Source organism: Rhizobium sp. PP-CC-3G-465 (genome assembly GCF_004343445.1).
GTDB classification, from domain to species: Bacteria; Pseudomonadota; Alphaproteobacteria; order Rhizobiales; family Rhizobiaceae; genus Ferranicluibacter; species Ferranicluibacter rubi.
The window spans coordinates 1-17,337 of record NZ_SLYH01000026.1 but is presented as its reverse complement, the minus strand read 5'-3'; the positions used below and the strand labels follow the sequence as shown (position 1 = coordinate 17,337).

At 56.0% G+C, this 17,337-nt stretch carries 13 protein-coding genes and 1 pseudogene; 4 read left to right on the top strand and 10 right to left on the bottom strand.

Annotated features, from left to right (window positions below; all coding sequences use genetic code 11):
- Positions 1-77: 77 nt before the first annotated feature.
- A complete protein-coding gene (locus C8J33_RS25820; RefSeq protein WP_245507298.1) occupies positions 78-917 on the top strand; it encodes a DUF3800 domain-containing protein in 840 nt (279 codons plus the stop codon).
- 126 nt (positions 918-1,043) lie between these two features.
- On the opposite strand, the gene C8J33_RS25815 is transcribed toward C8J33_RS25820, so the two are convergent.
- From C8J33_RS25815 to C8J33_RS25790, 6 genes are all read right to left on the bottom strand, one after another.
- Positions 1,044-1,814 (bottom strand): hypothetical protein, encoded by a 771-nt coding sequence (locus tag C8J33_RS25815; RefSeq protein WP_110803118.1) that lies wholly within the window; start codon positions 1,812-1,814, stop codon positions 1,044-1,046.
- A 40-nt stretch (positions 1,815-1,854) separates the two neighbouring features.
- Positions 1,855-3,285 carry an HlyD family type I secretion periplasmic adaptor subunit gene (locus C8J33_RS25810; RefSeq protein WP_245507297.1) on the bottom strand — a complete coding sequence of 477 codons (1,431 nt, stop codon included), beginning with the start codon at positions 3,283-3,285 and terminating at the stop codon, positions 1,855-1,857.
- A 23-nt stretch (positions 3,286-3,308) separates the two neighbouring features.
- Complete coding sequence (locus C8J33_RS25805) at positions 3,309-5,450, bottom strand: type I secretion system permease/ATPase (RefSeq protein ID WP_165929901.1); 2,142 nt, start codon at positions 5,448-5,450, stop codon at positions 3,309-3,311.
- A 147-nt stretch (positions 5,451-5,597) separates the two neighbouring features.
- Positions 5,598-7,658, bottom strand: a complete 2,061-nt coding sequence (locus C8J33_RS25800) for a hypothetical protein (RefSeq protein WP_132665836.1) — start codon at positions 7,656-7,658, stop codon at positions 5,598-5,600.
- 23 nt (positions 7,659-7,681) lie between these two features.
- Positions 7,682-8,476 carry a hypothetical protein gene (locus C8J33_RS25795; RefSeq protein ID WP_132665835.1) on the bottom strand — a complete coding sequence of 265 codons (795 nt, stop codon included), beginning with the start codon at positions 8,474-8,476 and terminating at the stop codon, positions 7,682-7,684.
- 490 nt (positions 8,477-8,966) lie between these two features.
- Entirely contained in the window at positions 8,967-9,875 is a 909-nt protein-coding gene (locus tag C8J33_RS25790) for a LysR family transcriptional regulator (protein WP_245507296.1), read from the bottom strand.
- 124 nt (positions 9,876-9,999) lie between these two features.
- Here C8J33_RS25790 and C8J33_RS25785 point away from each other — a divergent pair, with 124 nt between their 5' ends.
- The 3 genes from C8J33_RS25785 to C8J33_RS25775 all read left to right on the top strand — a co-directional run bounded on the left by C8J33_RS25785 (position 10,000) and on the right by C8J33_RS25775 (position 13,797).
- Positions 10,000-10,614: a pyridoxamine 5'-phosphate oxidase family protein gene (locus tag C8J33_RS25785; RefSeq protein WP_132665833.1), complete on the top strand. Its 615-nt coding sequence runs from the start codon at positions 10,000-10,002 to the stop codon at positions 10,612-10,614.
- Between the two features lie 1,294 nt (positions 10,615-11,908).
- Positions 11,909-13,576 (top strand): AAA family ATPase, encoded by a 1,668-nt coding sequence (locus C8J33_RS25780; RefSeq protein WP_132665832.1) that lies wholly within the window; start codon positions 11,909-11,911, stop codon positions 13,574-13,576.
- The gene (locus tag C8J33_RS25775; protein WP_132665831.1) at positions 13,573-13,797 is read left to right on the top strand and encodes a hypothetical protein; all 225 of its coding nucleotides are present in this window, start codon (positions 13,573-13,575) and stop codon (positions 13,795-13,797) included. The genes C8J33_RS25780 and C8J33_RS25775 overlap by 4 nt, the downstream gene beginning before the upstream one ends.
- Before the next feature lie 220 nt (positions 13,798-14,017).
- Here the strand turns inward: C8J33_RS25775 and C8J33_RS25770 are convergent, their stop codons facing one another.
- From C8J33_RS25770 to C8J33_RS27410, 4 genes and pseudogenes are all read right to left on the bottom strand, one after another.
- Entirely contained in the window at positions 14,018-14,842 is an 825-nt protein-coding gene (locus C8J33_RS25770) for a hypothetical protein (RefSeq protein ID WP_165929900.1), read from the bottom strand.
- Between the two features lie 440 nt (positions 14,843-15,282).
- Positions 15,283-16,038 (bottom strand): IS21-like element helper ATPase IstB, encoded by a 756-nt coding sequence (gene istB, locus C8J33_RS25765; RefSeq protein WP_132665829.1) that lies wholly within the window; start codon positions 16,036-16,038, stop codon positions 15,283-15,285.
- 14 nt (positions 16,039-16,052) lie between these two features.
- Positions 16,053-17,111, bottom strand: a complete 1,059-nt coding sequence (gene istA, locus C8J33_RS25760) for an IS21 family transposase (RefSeq protein WP_245507295.1) — start codon at positions 17,109-17,111, stop codon at positions 16,053-16,055.
- Between the two features lie 103 nt (positions 17,112-17,214).
- Positions 17,215-17,337: pseudogene (locus tag C8J33_RS27410) on the bottom strand (AAA family ATPase); the annotation flags it as partial.

The following is a 17,337-nucleotide window of genomic DNA, read 5'->3' as shown; positions in this document are numbered from 1 at the left end:
CTTCTCCAACCATTCCGTTCCGCTCCTGTCGATGAAGGAGCATATCAAGCGGCCAAAATCACAAAAGAAAAGGTGGGATGTTCATCGCGCTCACGATGAACCTGCCTTCTTCTCCCAAGCGTCCCGAATACCATCTGTTCATCGATGACACCGGTAGCCGTGATCCGGACCACCGCCCCCTGGAAACGCGCCGCGATCGCATGGATTGTTTTGGCCTGGGTGGTTTCCTCATCAAGGAGGAGGATGTGGAAAGCCTGAAGGAGGCTTATGCCGCGTTCTGTGCCAGGAACACCATTGATTATCCACTGCACTCCCAGGAAATCCGGGGCGGACGCGGCCAGTTCGGCTGGCTCAAGAAGCCGGAAAACGCCCGCGTGTTTTTTCCGGAGCTGGATGCGTTCATGCTGGGGCTGCCGATCATCGGCATTGCCGCCGTGATTGACCGCCCCGGCTACGTGGCCCGCTACCGCGAACAGTATGCCGAGCGGCTGTGGTTCATGTGCAAGACCGCGTATTCGATCCTGATTGAGCGGGCCGCAAAATATGCCGACAGCCAGGGACGTGTCTTACGGGTATTTTTCGAGGAATGCGGCAAGCACGAGGATCGCGAACTGATCCAGTACACCAAGGCGCTCAAATCCGAAGGCATGCCGTTCGGCAACCAGCCATCAGGGAACTATGCCTCCCTGTCACCTGAAGATTTCCGGCGTATCGTCATGGGTGAGCCTAAACGCCGAACCAAAAAGACGCCCATGATTCAGGTGGCCGATCTGATCCTGTATCCCATGGCCAAGGGCGGCTACGAACCCACGTACAAACCGTATGTCGATCTGATGGCGGCAGGAAAGCTGATTGACGCACTGTTGCCGCCGCAGGACCGGCCAAGCCTCGGCATCAAATACAGCTGCTTCTCATAGAAAAGGCCCCTTTCGGGGCCTAAATCCATTCGGCCAGCGCTTGGCGCTGACCCCGGAGCGTTGCTCTAGGTATAAAATAGGCTCTGAAGACAAAAATTGCAAGCCGTTTTGTTATTATCAATGATATCAATTATTTAAAGCCGTAAAATCATCAGAAGGCAGTCCGTTGGGTGGACCCATTTCACTAAAAGCTGCCGCCGCGAGTTGAAAGGTTTGGCAAATCTCAAAGATTTCGTCGGGATTGAAATGCAAGTCATCTCCAATCCTCACCCTTTTCTCACGATCCTGTAGTTCAACCTTTGTGGCAAAATCGCCATCAATATGCTGCGCTTGAACGAGCGTGCCCATTGGCCCGGATACATCAATACGTTGGTCGGGCGGGTCATCTGTTATGGTGGTCTTCGGCATAAGCCATCTGACGACCATTTCCTGACCATCGGTCGTGTCCGGACCACCTACAATCCCTGCACGATGCGCTAAGCAGTTTCGAGCCCGGTTGAAACCACTTAACCGGCTTACCCACTCTGGGGCGACGGTGAATTCAGCAGCAAGGATGGCGAGTTGGCCTTCAATTCCCCGCCGTTGAAATTGTTTCGGTGACACAACAAATGTCCGGTTCAGACTGTTACTGACAGCAGTATGATAGGTGTCAGATAAGAATATTGAAAAATGCTCAACCAGATCACGCAGAACTGCACCGGTCGCCCATCTTTGAAATTCAAAATGGAGTATGCGGCTGTCCGCTGTTCGAATGTTTTCGAAATAGTACTCCATGTCCTTGGTGGCTAGCGTGTGATCTTTGTTGCTCGGCGTTGCCTTCAGGCAAACAATGTAGTGGAATGCTGCTAGCTGAATGGCGCTCTGCATTCTGTCCAGCGGCTGTAACGGTGTCGCCATTCCTGATACCTTTATTCCATGGGGAAGCTTCGAGCTTCGCTCAGCGTTCGTTCATTGCACTCGAAGCAATCTCGGCAAGGGGTGAGAAGAGATACTCCAGGATGCGCCGCTGACCCGTCTTGATCTCGATCGTGACCGCCATGCCAGGTGAAAGTGTCATTGAGCGTTCGCCGATCCGGATGGTCGAATTGGTTGGCTCGACGACGACCGGATATACCAGGTTCTGGACGCGCTGCGCGTTACTGATGGGCACGGTCGACTGCAAGTTCTCGACAGCCGCTTCTTCCAACTGCCGGGCGTCCGGCTCGGGGATTGCGTCGGTCGCGACACGCGTGACTTTCCCGTCCAAGATACCATAGCGGGTGAAGGGAAAGGCCTCGATCTTGATGACAGCCGTCTGACCTGCCTGAACAAAACCAATATCTCGGTTTTGCAGGTAGGCCTCAATTTCTAACTTGGCATTGTCGGGCACGATGCGCATCAGTTCCGAACCGGGAGTAACCAATTGTCCAACTGTCGTGATCGCGGAGGTTTGAACAATGCCTGCATCCGGGCTTCTGATGATCATGGCCGAGAGTCTGCGATTGGCTTTAGCATGGTCTTGAACAGCCAGATCTCGATCCCGGCGAGCCTGCACCAGCTTCTCCATGTTTTCCGACCGCGCTACTTCAAATTGCGATCGTGCTTCGCTGTAAATCACATCGAGATTGCTTATTGCTTCGTGGTACTGGCCGCGCTGTGACGCGAGATCCCGTTCCGCTTCCTGCAGCGTTTCCTTAGCATCCATCACCGCGGCCCGGGTTCCCGCTGAGACGTCCACAAGTCTGCTGCGCATCGCGACACGGTCGTTCAGGGTGGAGATGAACGTTTTCTGCGCGCGGTCCGTGACCTCATGGCTATCAACCTGTGCCTTCGCTTTTAGATATTGCGCGCGTAGGCTTGAAAACAGACCGACGAATTTTTCGCCATCAGCGTCAAAAACGTCCCGCTCCCGCTCCATTGCCGTCTCGGACAGTCCGTTCGGGAACTGAACAGGTTCGATGGCAGATTTAAACTCCGACACGCGAAAATCTGTTTTGAGCAGAGCCACCAGCAGCCGCTGCGAAGCTTTCCGGCGCGCAATTTCCGCATCAAGGGCGGCAACGCGAAGGGCGGCGCTTCTTTCCTCAGCCAAAACCGCGGTCGGGTCCAGCTCGATCAGGATTTCCCCTTTTTGGACAAATCGCCCATTGGCGACCGATGTCGAGATCACGCGTCCGGTCTCTTCGGACTGCACAATTTTGACTCGTCCCGTTGGCTGGATCTTGCCTTGGGCCGTTGCGACGATATCGAACGTGCCAAAATACGCCCAGATCAGAGTGATGGTCACAAGCGAGCAGAGAAGCCAGATCATCGCGGCGCGTATCGGAGAGGCGGGCGTTTCCAGGAGCTCAATGGCCGCCGGCAAAAACTCTCTGTCGCGGAGCTTCATCTTTGCAGATCCGGGCGAGCGCTTCATAGTGCCGCCACCAAAGGCATGTCCGGCATTCCATTTTGCAAACGCCAAAGGTGCGCATAGAGGCCATCCTGGCGGGCCAGGAGCTGGTCATGGGTGCCGGCCTCGACGATCCGTCCGTCGGACATACCAACAATCCGGTTGCAGGTTCGCACGGTTGCTAGACGATGGGCAATGATGATGACGGTACGCCCGTGCACGATGTGGCGCATATTCGCCAGGACAATTCGCTCGCTGTCGTAGTCAAGCGCACTGGTCGCCTCGTCTAGGATCAGGATCGGCGGATTGGTTGAAAGCGCCCGTGCAATGGCAATACGCTGACGTTGCCCACCGGAAAGGTTTGCGCCGCGTTCCTCGATCATCGTCTCATAGCCGTTGGGGAGCTTGACGATGAACTCGTCTGCGCCGGAGAGCCGGGCGAGTTTGATAACGGCTTCCCGCGACATGGCGGGGTTGGACAGCGCAATGTTGTCGTGGATCGTCCGATTGAAGAGAAGGTTTTCCTGAAGTACGACGCCAACATTCGATCGCAGCCAGGCCGGGTCAATCTGAGAAATGTCCTGGCCATCGACGAAGACCTGGCCAGAGCCGGGGATGTAGAACCGCTGCATCAGTTTTGTCAGTGTCGATTTGCCAGAGCCAGAAGGCCCAACAATGCCTACGACTTCGCCCGACTGGATCGCGACGTTGATATTTTTTAGAATCTCAGGTCCGTTGGGCGAATACCGAAAGCTGACATTTTTAAAGGTGATCGCACCTTTTGGTTTCGGAAGGGAAACCGGCTGGGTGGGACGGGGCTCAGATGGCGCGTTAAGAATATCGGCCAGCCGGGAGACTGAAATCTGTACCTGCTGGAAATCCTGCCAGAGCTGGGACAGGCGCAGGATCGGCTGGGCGACCTGGCCCGCGATCATGTTGAAAGCCAGCAGAGCTCCGACGCTCAACTCTCCATTGATGACCGCCTGTGCGCCGAAGAGGAGCAAAGCAGCGCTTGTCAGTTTGCTCACATACTGGATGGCGTTCTGGCCTTTTGCGGCTAGCATCGTGGCGAGAAATGACGAGCGGACATATCCCCCGAGCCGTTCTTCCCACTGGGAGGCGACAACAGGCTCGATTGCTGCCGCCTTCAACGTCTGCATGCCGACGACGGACTCGACGAGCAGCTGTTGGCTGAAAGCGCCCCGATCGAATTTCTCGTCAATGCGCTCCTTCAGAAAGGGCCGGATCAGAAATCCGATGGCGATATAAAGTGGTATGGACGCGACGACGATCCATGCCAACGTCGAGGAATATGCGAAGAGCACGGCAATGAAAACGAAGGTAAAAACAAAATCGAGACCGCTAAACAGTCCTTGTCCCGTCAGGAATTCTCGGATGGTCTCAAGCTCACGGATACGGGCCACCGTTTGGCCAGCGGCCCGCGTCTCAAAATAACTGAGAGGCAGATGAAGGAGATGCCGAAATAGCCGCCGGCCGAGTTCGACGTCGATCCGGCTGGTCGTATGCGTTAGCGCATAGGTTCGGAGATACTGGAGCACGACATCGAACAGGCCGATTACGACAAGCCCTATCACAAGGACGGTCAGGGTCGAATAGCTTCGGTGCGCCAGAACCTTGTCGACAACAACTTGAAAAAATAGCGGCGTTACCAGCGCGAAAATCTGGATAAAAAGGCTGGCGACGAGCACGTTGCTGAGAGATCGTCGGTAGCGCCAGATCGACGGGAGGAACCACTTCAAGCCGAATGTGGTGGCAGAGGCGCCGGCCCCGAAGAGCTTGCGCTGCAGAAGGAGGATGTTGCCGCCAGTTTGCGCTAGCACCTGAGAAGGGTCGAGTTCCGCAGCCTTCATATCTTGTGGATCTACCAGCCTTAAATTCCCGTTCGGCATCGTGCCCGCCAGGACAGAAAAGCTGCCGTCGCTCAGGCATGCGATCGCGGGCATCGGCAGCGTTGGCAGCCGTTTAGCCGTTACCCCCGATACTGTCCGTGCTTTAAGCCCAACAAGGCGGGCTGCTCGTAGGACATCATCGGCTTTCGCAAGTTCCTTAAGCGCGAGCTCCCGACCTAAAGCGTTGGGTTGCGCAGCAATACGATGATACCCGGCAATGAGGCACAGAGCGGCAAGTCCGCTGTCGACCATAGATAATTCTGAGTCCGGAATACCAAGCGAATCCGGGGAACAGTCATCAACGTTCATGAAAAAATCCAGGGAAAAGTAGCCATGCTAGAGCAAGAACGGCCCGCCGAGCGCGGCGAGCCGTTAGTAGCATTGAATACGTTCCAATGATTACGAGTTCAGGTTACCGTGCCGGTAAGCCACCATAACGTCGCCAGCCAGCCCGTAACTGCCATCGGTCTTCACAAAACTGCTCGTCCCGAGGATCTTTGAACCATCCGCAAACTGCCGTTGACCATCTGATGATGGCACTAGTTCAATCAGCCGGATATCTGCCTGCTCGAGAGTACGAAGTTCTCCTGCATCAGAAATGCCATTCTGATTGGCATCCTGCCAGATTCGGAACTCACTCCAACGTTCGTCTCCCGTATCCAGTAAATCATTATGATTGGTGTCGAACACCAGCCTCAAGCCCTCCATGTCGGAGACTTGATCACCGCCAGTCTGTGCTGGAGACGCCCACGATGAAAAACTCAATTCCTGAGCTTGAGAGATGGTTGAGTCAGCGCCAGCTGCTCCTGTAGCACTAAGGTCAATCGCCAGCCAACCATCCTGTGGGCCTGCCCAAGCGGTGACATTTGCAAGTCCATCGCCGTCCCAGTCAAAGACTGGACCTTCGATACCGGCAGGATCAATTTCCGGAAGCTGGCGCAAGTCCAAGCTACCATCCATATTCAAATCGAGCATGACCGGATAGTTACCATCGGGCGTGGCTCTTATCTCACAAAGGTGCGTCACACCCTGGCTGTCGGTAAAGCCACATCCACCCCAATCGCTGGTAGAGTTGTAGCCAGTATTGCTTCCGTTTCCGTCCCCATCTCCGTTTCCACCGAATGCGCCGTTGAATCCGCCAGACGATCCGAGGCCACCAGTAACTTGACCGGCGGAATTATATGTGGTGGACGTTCTTACCTGTCCTGTCGATGGCTCGTAGGTCGAAAAACGACGGCTCCCATCATCAAACACAGAAAGTTCCCGAAGCTTCTGTCCGTCAGAATTATACGCACTCGTAATCCGCTTCCAACTCTCATTCCCATCATCGTATTTTACGACAGTTTTAGTGCCGTCATCATGCATTGTTCTAACGTAAATTGCCTGTCCAGAGCTATTGTAGTTTGTAGTCTTATCAGCCCAACTCTCTTGGTTCTCATTATCGAATGCCACGCGCGTTTTGGTACCGTCCGACCAAGCCGTTCTCACAAATACTCGCTGCCCTGTCGATCCGTAGTAACTTGCTTTGATAAAACCACTATCCAACTTGCCATTAGCACCGGTTCCGATGGCTGCGCCTGGGTCTAGAAGCGTGTCCATCACACGTACGCCCGCTGGATTAAACTGCGTCAAACGCGTCTTGTATCCATCGTACAAGCTTACCTGCTGGAACAACGTTCCTGAGGGGCGATTGACGTTCAACGCTGTCGGAGTTCCACTAGCATCATAGACATGAGATATAACGGCATTGGCAATGTCGTTCAGGCTCCAGCTTTTCAGAGCTTGGTACCCCTGCCAGAAGGCGTCTTTCGCCAACTTGATGCGTCCATTGATGTCCGAGGAACCATACAGCCCTCCTTCCTGAGCCGACTTTGGTCCGAAATAAAGGTATCCCCCATTTGCAGTTTGTAGGATCCTCTCGGCAGCCAACGAAGGAACCGCGAAATCGTTTGGATTTTGGCTTGGATTGATATTTGTATCACCTGCAAGCGCAGCGTTGTAGGTGAATCTCAAGCAATTAACGCCTGCAAGAGAGTATGAAAGCGTTCCCGCATTTACTTTCGACTTAGCGTCTGCAATGAAGTTGGATATCTTTTGGTTTTGTAGACTATTCGTCTTGAATTGAGCTACAGATACCGCCCCTACATCTTTAGTGTAAATTCCCGAGGTTCCGAATACCGTATCAAGCGCCGCCTTCATTGATATAGCGGTAATTTTTCCATCAGGACCAATTTCGAGTTGCCCTAACGGTACGCTGCGAATATTCCCTTCAGTGGGACCATTTGGATTATTAGTTATAAGGCCTTTCTGCGTTGCAGGATTGTAACGCCCATACTCATAATAAGTGGCGATGCCAGCGTCATTGACTTGAATGAAACCTGCATGTCCAACTGGAACGTCGCTCGTCCTGATGCTGGCAGCGTTGTAATTTCTCAGTGTCAGTGAAACAAATATAGACATTTAACCCTCGATTATTTGTAAGTCTATTCGCAAGTATCAAGTATTATCGCTGAATCGCTGTAGATATCTTTCCAGCTTTTACAAGCTTCCTTTCGGTATTCATCCCGTACAATCAGCTTACCATTGTCATCTATAAATAGCTTATACGCTGGCGAAAATGTTATATTTCCGCCAGGTCTTCCAAACGACGAATGATACTTTTCGATCTCACACGGATAGGCATTTGAGTAGCAGTACTTGAAAAGAGAATCGCTGCCCTCAACGGGTTCCATCGTAGGATTTTCTTCAGAAGGCAGACCTTTGTTAATACTGCCCTGATCGCAATTCCGAGGAACTCCGGGTAAACCTTCTTTTATTTTAGGTGTTACCACTTGCCGTATAGCAAGGAGGACCACTCTTTTCCCATTGATGAGGAGTCCAACATTGTTGTTGAAATCGACATATTTGATCTTTTCTTTTGTCAGTGGAGGCAGAGGTGCGGAAGTGGTCTTATAATACAGGTTTACGTGGGCAGTCATCGGATTGCCGCTAATGACACATCCAAGTATGAACTGCGAATTGCCTCGATAATTACTGAATAAAACTCGAAATGACTCGGCCTCCCCGTCGCCCTGACCGCTCGGGTAGAAAGTTCTACCAAATGGCACAGCATTTTTAGTGCATTCTACTTCGAATTTGTCGGCAGCCGGAAGCAAAATTTGGCACTGAGAAAAAAACTCTGTATTTTCTTTAGCGGCTGCGGGGCCTAAAATTATGGCTGCGAACAGCATCGAAAGCGCTGCTTTTTGTGCCTTGCGGTCGTCTTCTCTCGATCCCACCACTGGATTCCTGCTTTCCGGATACGACTTACGGGTGCATTCGCATCTCTTAATACGAGCCGGATATATGTCAATACCTGCGATTGATCGTCGTGTAGAGAAACGACGAAGCTTCCTTGTCAGAGCCTTAAAACAGAAATACCTCATAAATATGACGGTGATGCTCTTCTTTTGGGTATACCTCGATCCCAGCAGGCTTATCGCACTTCGCTATCTATCGTTTTGACGACATGCATCGCGGCAGTTCCGCCGCGCTACATAAAGCGAGGCGAGGGCCGCTCCCATGGGCATTCACGCCTTGAGCGGATACGAACCGTGGCCCCCGCGTTTCCAAAAAAATATCAAAGGAAATTCCGAGCCTTCGCCTTTAGTGTATCGATGCGCAGTTCGTATATGAAAAAAGAATACATCTCTGCGGCACTGTTTACTGAAGTGGAGCTGTTCCACATCATAACAATCACGCGGCGCTGATTGATGCTCGCTGCAATGTTCACCTTTCATCACTCGCATCCAGCAATTCAAACAGGCCGCGCCTCAACCGTGGTATCGAAAACTCCATGAAGCTGCGCATTTTTACCGGCATTTGGCCACGCGCCGCATGCACCACGCTCACCGGCGCAGGCCTTGGCTCAAACTGTTCGAGGACAATTTTCAAGTCGCCCGCCTTCACAGCATCGGCAACCTGGTAATGCAGGAGCCGCGTAACGCCGACATGCAGCAGTGCACCTCGAAGGGCGGCCTCGACGGTCGAGACCAAAAGACGCGTGGTGACCGGAACGACAACCGGCGTCTTCGTTCTCGGATCTGTCAGGTTCCATCCGGACAAGGGTCCCGGCCCGTCAAAAGTGATACACGGCATCCTCTGTAAGTCTGCTGTCGTCGTCGGCACACCATGGACTGCGAGCAATCGCGGACTGGCGCAGATGACCATGCGCATCGCCCCGATCGTTGTCGAAATCATTGCGCTGTCGGCAAGCCTACCGATCCGAACGGCCATGTCGACGTGGTCGTTCACCAGTTGGACGTTTTGGTCCAGCAGCAACAAACGAATGTTGATTTCGGGGAAAAGAGCCAGAAAATCAGCCACGATCGGCAGAACGTGCAACTGACCGAATTGTATCGGTGCGGTTATGACGAGATCACCCCTAGGAACGGTAAACTCGCCGGCCACCTCACGCTCCGCTTCGTTGACCTGATCGATGATCCGGCGCGCTGTCGCGACATACGTTATTCCTGCGTCGGTCAGGCTAAGCTTGCGTGTCGTGCGTATCAGCAGCTTTGCGCCCAGGGCGGCCTCCAGGTCCGAGATTTTCCGAGCTATTGTTGTCAACGGAATACGCAGGCGCCTTGCCGCCGCTGAAAAGCTGCCGCTGTCCACAACCTCGATCAGCATCGACATTGCCCCAAGTCGATCCATTAACTCTGCCATTTTTCGGTTAGGTAATATCCAAAGTTACCGGATTATCCCGCTGGACGAAATAGCTAGAGTGACGGTATCGACAATCAGTGACAGGAGAGCGACCGTGGGCTATGGGTTTATGGACATTGCGACGACACCAAGCGTCCGTGCGGCACAGGCAGAAATGGGAGCCGATGGAATGTGGTCTGATTTCCGAGGGCATCGGGAATTCGACCGGTTCACGGACAACGAGCAGGCGTTCATCGGCGAGCGCGACAGCTTTTACATCGCCTCCGTATCGGAAACTGGCTGGCCCTATGTGCAGCATCGCGGCGGCGCACGCGGTTTCCTCAAGGTGATCGATGACCAAACGCTGGCTTTTGCCGACTATCGCGGAAATCGGCAATATATCAGCAGAGGCAACTTTGCGGCCAACGACCGCGCTTGTTTGTTCCTGATGGACTACCCCCGGCGCGCGCGCCTGAAGATCTATGCTCATGTAGAGAAGCTTGCACTGGACGACGAACCGTCACTGACAGAAATGGTCAAGGATGGTGCGTACAGAGCAAAGCTGGAGCGGATTTTCCGCCTGAAGCTCGAAGCCTTCGACTGGAACTGCCCACAGCACATCACTCCGCGCTTTACGGAAGATGAGATCGCCGCCGCCGTCAGTCCACTGCGCGAGCGTCTTGCCCAATTGGAAGCGGAAAACGCTGAACTACGCGCACGGCCCTGCTGACCCACGAAAAGCAAGCCTGAACGTTCGAAAGAATCTAGAGAAGTTCGGTAATGGGCGAGCTAGCAGACGCCATCGCTTGCGCCTGAACGGTTATCGGCTTGCCTGGTCTGAAATACACTCATCGCGTAGATAGTGGAGCTCCTTCTACGGATTCGAACCCACACCGCGTAAGAAAAACTTGCTAAATCTCCAATTTTATTGAGTTCAGACGCGACAATCCGGCGACTGGGAGTAATCGCCTGCCAATGCCGAATTCGCATAATTCCGAGTTATGTGAATTTCAGTTCTCGCGATAGTTACGATCTTCAGAGAAAGTTGCAACCGAAAAGATGGTGATCCGACTGCCGTCGCAGCAGCTGTTCCTTGCCAGAACGGGACAGGCCTTTCCAGCCTCCACCATTCGGTGTGTTCAGATTCATGACCGCATTGCGCCGTCATGTCGGCCATTTGGGTTCGTTGTTGTCGCTCCTGAAAACCGACGCTCATTTAGCCCGCGATCGGCCATTGCTAAGGAAGAGGCTACTGATGACCGAACACCTTCTGGCATTGCGATGGTTCAGGATCGCCAAGTTGCCTCGCCTACATCGCTGGTCCTTACCGATCCGGCCGGCAAGCCGCGCGACCTGACGCTCGATAACGTTTGCCAGCCCTCCCGGGACCAGGGGACGAAGCCCGCGAGCGTAGGAACCGCAGAAATCGGCCTGATGCTAGGGTAGCGGTCCACGGGCTGCGCGACGGAGTATTGGACCTGACCATGGCACCCTGCCGGTGTGATTTCTCTGACAGAGCACTGCCGACCGATCGTCGCTGGACTTCACAGCGTGCTAGTAATAATTTGCACCTAGCGACTTGGATCGCATCCGCGAATTGAAGGCGGTCAGCAGAACATGATACGGATCGAACGCGACGCCACGTCCCCATACCCGTCTTCTCTCGTCCAAGAAGGTCGGTTCGAGATCGGCCGATTTTACGCAGCGCTGCCGCCGGCTCGACGGGAACAGCGGCGTAACCCGGTCGAGAAGCTCTGGACCCGTGTCGTCAGACCCGCCCGCGAGGCACTTCAGCAGGCGTTCCACGGCAAGTGCGCGTATGTGAGTCTGCGATCGGCATAACCGCCGACCTGGTGATCGACCACTTCAGGCCGAAGTCCGGAGCGACGGACGTTAAGGGCACCGCCAGTCCCGATCACTACTCTTGGCTTACACTGGAATGGCTGAACCATTATGCTAGCTGCCCCGCGTGCAACCGCGCGAAGCGGGCGATCTTCCCAGTCGAGGGTGAGCGAGCCGAGCCGATGACCCCCATAGAGACTGTCATCGAAACCGAGCGGGCCATCCTCGTCGATCCGTGCAGGGACGACCCGGGGCAGCACCTCTCGTTTAGTTCCGACGGCACCGTCCGAGCGCTGACCGAAAGGGGCGCTGCGACGATACAGATCCTCAATCTCAACCGGGCGCCCCTAGTCCGTGAGCGGAGGGATACATACAGTCGAACGGTATCGGCAATCGAAGCGTCCGAGCGCTCCGGACGCGTCCCAACATGGCGGCTTCTAGATAAGCTGCTCGACGACCATCCGCCTTACGTCGCTGTCATTCGCCAAGCCTTCGACGAAAGGGAGCTCGGCCGGCCCGCTCTGCAACCGAACTTCGCCGTTCCCGAGGAACGCCGGAGCGCCGACGAGGTGATCCTCGACGCCGACTCCTTCCGCCTCAACGCCCGATCGATCGCACGGGTCGAGATCAGGAACTTCAAGTCGCTCCGGCAGCTGGACGTGACTTTCGCCGAGCAAACCGGGGACGCGGCTCCGTGGCTCATGCTGCTCGGCGAGAACGCCGCGGGGAAGAGCAGCGTCCTGCAAGCGATCGGGCTCGCGCTGGCCGGCGCGGAGGAGGCCTCCCGCTTCATGCGGCCATCGCGAGTGCTCTCCATCGGAGCAAAGCAAGGCTGGGTCCGGCTGACGTTCTTCGACAAGGAGATCCCGACCGAGCTCCACTTCGACCGGGGCTCCAAGAGTTTCGAAGGGACGCCCCGACCTTCTGCTGTCGTCCTCGGCTTCGGGGCGTTGCGCTACGCGGAGCCGCGGCGCTCGAGACGCGCTGAGGATCCTGCGACGCGGTTCGCCAAGTTGGCGCCGCTCCTGCAGCCGGTGGCCCGCATACCGCATCCCGCAGCGTGGCTGCTGGACCTCGACGAGCATCGCTTCGGCGCGGCCGCGCTGGCGCTTCGCGAACTTCTGCCGATCGGCGACGAGAGCGACATCGTGAAGCGAGGATCGCGCATTCTCTTCACGGTCGGCGGCCACCAGGCGCCGTTGAACGACTTGTCTGCGGGATATCAGACCGTGGTTGGGATGGCCTGCGCGATCATGAGGATGCTCTTCGAGCGCTGGGAAAACCTGCTCAGCGCGTCAGCGATCGTCCTCATAGACGAGCTCGACGCACACCTCCATCCGCGCTGGAAGATGAGGATGGTCTCTTCACTGCGAAAGGCGTTCCCACAGGTCCAGTTCGTCGCCAGCACACACGACCCGCTCGTCCTCCGCGGCATCAGGAATAGGGAGGTCGCCGTCCTACGGCGTGTCCCGGGCCAAGGCACGATGATCGACCAGGATTTGCCGCCGATCGAGGGAATGAACGTCGAGGACCTGCTGACCTCGCGTCACTTCGGGCTGGAGAGCCTGCTCGATCCTGAGGTCGAGGCGCGACTCACGGAACTCTACTACTTGCGCTCGCTGCCTCGAACCAACGATACATCGGAGCGCATCGCGGAGTTGCGCGACACCATCGGCGACCGCGAGGCGCTCGGGAGCAATCGGCGCGAGCAGATCGCACTTCTTGCGACCGACGAGTTCCTTCGGTCGGCGCCCGCGCGCGAAGGTATGCAAGTCCGCCGGGCTGTCTCCGAGGCGACAATCTCGCGCCTCCAGCAGCTGCTGGACGCAAACAGGACAGAAGTGCCTTGAAGGTCCTGACGCGCCCCGAATGCCCGCCCGAGCTGGCCGATTCCGCCGCCCCCGAGCATGAGCGCGCACGCGCCATCCGCCACTTCGAGGACGACGGCCGTAGGGACGGTTTCAAGTTCAAGCTCTACGCCGTTAAGGCGGTCCGCACTGCGTTAGGCGAGATGACCGGCGGCAGATGCGCCTACTGCGAAGCCTACTACGCACCAAGCCAGAGTTTTTGATTTGACGGGCGCGCTACATGCGGAAAGATTTCCCCTGCGCAAGTCAGCCGCAAGTTTGCGCGCCCGGGTTACTGGGTCCGCGCCACCAAACATACGCCTTTTCCTAAGGGTCTGCAGCTGGCGCTCGACTTCACCGTCGACCAGCGCCGGATTGGGGCGCTGCCAGGACAAGTCTTCAAGGGATCGCTCAATATTCCCTAGCTTTTCGTTCTTCTCCCGGTCACTCGAAACCAGTTCCTGAAGTGTCCTGGTATTGGTGTCGGCCGCTTCCAGTTAGCAGCGATCTCCCGCGCGGTGACGCAGGTGATCTTCGCAAGAAGTCGCGGACGTGGATGTACACCTCATTGCCGCGACTTTCTGGGCTACAAATCGTCCGATGGCTTTGGTCAACAACAATGGGTAGTTCGGGCAAACCGGCATCCGAACTATTTGGCTGAACGATCGTCCCTATGACATCAGGTAGCCTTATCCCCATGAGCGTCTCAGGACGACCTTCGGCAAGCTGCAAGTTCTCAATACCGTTGTTGGCACTGAAGGTGCGATACCACAGGTTCAGGTCGCGGAGCTGCGGATTGTTCGTGATGAGATCCCGAGTGGACGCCGATGAACGGACGATTGACCCGATTTTGGTGAGAACGCTCGCCAGAAGCGCGCCGCGATGTGGAGTACCGAGAAAGGCGATCTTCTTGACTCTGGAAAGAAAGCTATGCGCCCGAGGGTCGGTATCGGCATCGCGCTCGGCCGTTCGGAGGATCTGCTCAACGACAAGCCCGCCGAGACTATGAGTTACGAATGCAATATTTCCCGTGGCTAGCCGCGGCTCCGACAACAGCAATGCGAGAATGTTTCCCGCACGGTCTGCGAGAGGCATGCTGTGACCGGCCCAGTTGGTTTTGGCGGCGGGGTAACCCACAAGCCATAAGCCGATCTCTAGGATGTCGTTTTCGAGCCATTTGGGCCAAACTGGCTCCGTTAGATCCGAGCTTTTCCAGGTTGTGTCTGGATGCCCGGAAAGGCCGTGAACAAACAAAACGTGCAAGGTCACGCGTTCGTAATTATCGGAAATGGGGCGCAGTTCAGCCAGGGCGAATCCTCGAATAGTTTGCTGAGATTCAACACCCTGTAAGCGAGTTTACAAGTACCGGGGTCTCATTTTCCAGGTTATTGCTTTGTATTTGGGAGTGAAACTGTCTGTTGCGGCTACCTCTCCTAGTCTCCCCCGTTGATCATTCTGCAGGCAGAATATCGTCAAGTTATATTTTTCATCTCCAAGGGGCCGGAAGGCAGCCTCTCATTCCTCTTTTCCTGTGCTGCGGCGTAGAGGAGAGGGGCCTGGCTGCGCATTCCAATGAAGCCGGCCACCTATTCCGACGCGAAGCCGGCCACCCATTCCGAATTCATTCCGGCCACGATTCCGGCGTGAAGCCGGTCATCTCAAGCTGAACTCTGGGTCTTCGCAATGAATGGATCCTGATTATCGCGCCGTCAAGCCTGGGTTGTTTCCGCGGCGGTGACGGAACGTTGCTTTCGCATGCTCTCGCCGGAGAGTTCGATGCGGTATGCATTGTGCACGAGCCGGTCCAGGACGGCATCTGCGATGGTCGGATTGCCGATCATGTCGTACCAGTGTTCGACCGGCACCTGGCTGGTGACGATGGTGGATCGCTTCTCGTATCTGTCCTCGACGATCTCCAGGAGGTCGCGCCGTTGCTCGTCATTGAGCTTCTCTGGTCCCCAGTCATCAAGAATGAGTAGGTCGGTTCTCGCCAAAGCCTTCAGCACCTTCGGATATCGACCGTCCCCACGCGCCAAGGCCAGCGTGGCGAACAGTCTGGGTAGGCGATGATAGGCGACGGAGAAGTCCTCGCGGCATGCTTTGTGTCCGAGAGCGCAAGACAGCCAGCTCTTGCCGACGCCGGCAGGTCCGATCATCAGTATGCTGTGGCGCTGGCGGATCCAGTCGCATCCGGCGAGCTTCAGGAAGAGATTGCGATCGAGCCCACGGGTGGTGCGGAAGTCAATGTTCTCGAGTTGGGCGTCGTGGCGGAGGTTTGCGGTCCGGGCCCGGGCCTCGAAGCGCTTCTGACGGCGTGCGGTGGTCTCTCGCTCAAGAAGAAGAGCGAGCCATTCACCGTGCTCGAGGTGCCTGGCTTCCGGTTGCGTGTCGAGTTCTTGATAGGCGCTTGCCATGCCGAAAAGGCCAAGATCACGTAGCATGTCGATGGTGGGATTGCTCAGCATGATGGATTGTTTCCTCAATGAAAGTAGCCGGGACCGCGCAAGTTGGCGTGTTCCACGACGGCGGCAGGTTCGGTGGAAGGTCTTTTGCCTTTGTAGGTGGCGATGAGCGAGGCGATGGTCTTGCTGTTCAAGCCGCCGATATCGACAGCCCGTGCTGAAACGGCCTCGGCGCGGTCATGACCGATATCCCGGTAGAGCCGCAGTATCCCCAGGCATGTTCTAAAGCCTTGTTCCGGATGCGGTCGGCTGGTGAGAATGGCGATGATAAGCCCCTCGGTCTGGGGCCCGATGGACGCGCCCCATCGGCGGAAGCGTTCCGGCGTCCATTCGGCATAGCGGCGGTGCGAACTCGGCATATGCGCCGGGTCTGTTCCGTAACGCGGGCCACCATAGCGGCGCTGATGCACCGCAACGCGTTTGCCGCGATGGAAGATCTCGATCATTCGTGCGGTGGCCCGGATATCGACTTGGCTCCGGATGAGGCTGTGAGGGACGGAATAGAAAAAGCTCTGGAATTCGACGTGATAATCCGTCGACACCCGCGCCAAGCGCCATTCTGCGAACTCGTAGTGCTCGGTGGGCAGACCAGCGAGTGCTGCCTGTTCGATGGTCTCAAAGAGGTTCCGACGACTGACGCCCAACCGGCGCATGACGTGATTGTTGATGCGCTCTAGCATCTGAGCGATCGCGGCATTGGCTTCCGTGAGCGAGAAGAATGTCTGTTTGCGAAGACGGCCGAGAATGCAGCTCTGGGCGAACTTTACGCCATTCTCCACCTTGGCCTTGTCCTTCGGGCGTCGCGGACGTGCTGGCAGGACGCCAACGCCATAATGAGGCGCCATGACCCCGTAGCTGCGGTTGATCTCAGGATAGTAGAAGCTGGCGCGGTTGACGCCGGACTTCAGATTATCGGGCACGATCAGCCGGGGCACACCGTCGAAGAAGGTGAACATGCGGACGTGGGAGCCAATCCAGTCCGGCAGGGTCTGGGTCCATGTGGCTTCCGCGTAGGTGTAGCTCGACGCGCCGAGGGGAGTGTCAGGAATTTCGTGTACGGGCGTGCGGTTGAACATTCGCGTCTACGCCCTTGCGGCCTGAAAGCGGTCCGCAAACAGAATTGAGTGTCAATGCCGCGTGAATTTTCCCCAGAAGGAAGTGCGGAAGTAAATTCCCCACTTATGCCGATGTGGATGCGAGGGAGAACTGAGGATTTTTCGGCGGCCGCCCGCGCGGCTTTTGTGGTGGGGCGAAAGCTGGGGGAGCGATGAGGGCTTTGGAGCGAACATGCTCCGGCATAAG

What these genes read in the sequence shown, in the direction of transcription:
- C8J33_RS25820 (WP_245507298.1), top strand. Translation starts at nt 78, where the DNA reads ATGTTCATCGCGCTCACGATGAACCTGCCTTCTTCTCCCAAGCGTCCC.
- C8J33_RS25815 (WP_110803118.1), bottom strand. Translation starts at nt 1,814, where the DNA reads ATGGCGACACCGTTACAGCCGCTGGACAGAATGCAGAGCGCCATTCAG.
- C8J33_RS25810 (WP_245507297.1), bottom strand. Translation starts at nt 3,285, where the DNA reads ATGAAGCTCCGCGACAGAGAGTTTTTGCCGGCGGCCATTGAGCTCCTG.
- C8J33_RS25805 (WP_165929901.1), bottom strand. Translation starts at nt 5,450, where the DNA reads ATGGTCGACAGCGGACTTGCCGCTCTGTGCCTCATTGCCGGGTATCAT.
- C8J33_RS25800 (WP_132665836.1), bottom strand. Translation starts at nt 7,658, where the DNA reads ATGTCTATATTTGTTTCACTGACACTGAGAAATTACAACGCTGCCAGC.
- C8J33_RS25790 (WP_245507296.1), bottom strand. Translation starts at nt 9,875, where the DNA reads ATGTCGATGCTGATCGAGGTTGTGGACAGCGGCAGCTTTTCAGCGGCG.
- C8J33_RS25780 (WP_132665832.1), top strand. Translation starts at nt 11,909, where the DNA reads ATGACCCCCATAGAGACTGTCATCGAAACCGAGCGGGCCATCCTCGTC.
- istB (WP_132665829.1), bottom strand. Translation starts at nt 16,038, where the DNA reads ATGCTGAGCAATCCCACCATCGACATGCTACGTGATCTTGGCCTTTTC.
- istA (WP_245507295.1), bottom strand. Translation starts at nt 17,111, where the DNA reads ATGTTCAACCGCACGCCCGTACACGAAATTCCTGACACTCCCCTCGGC.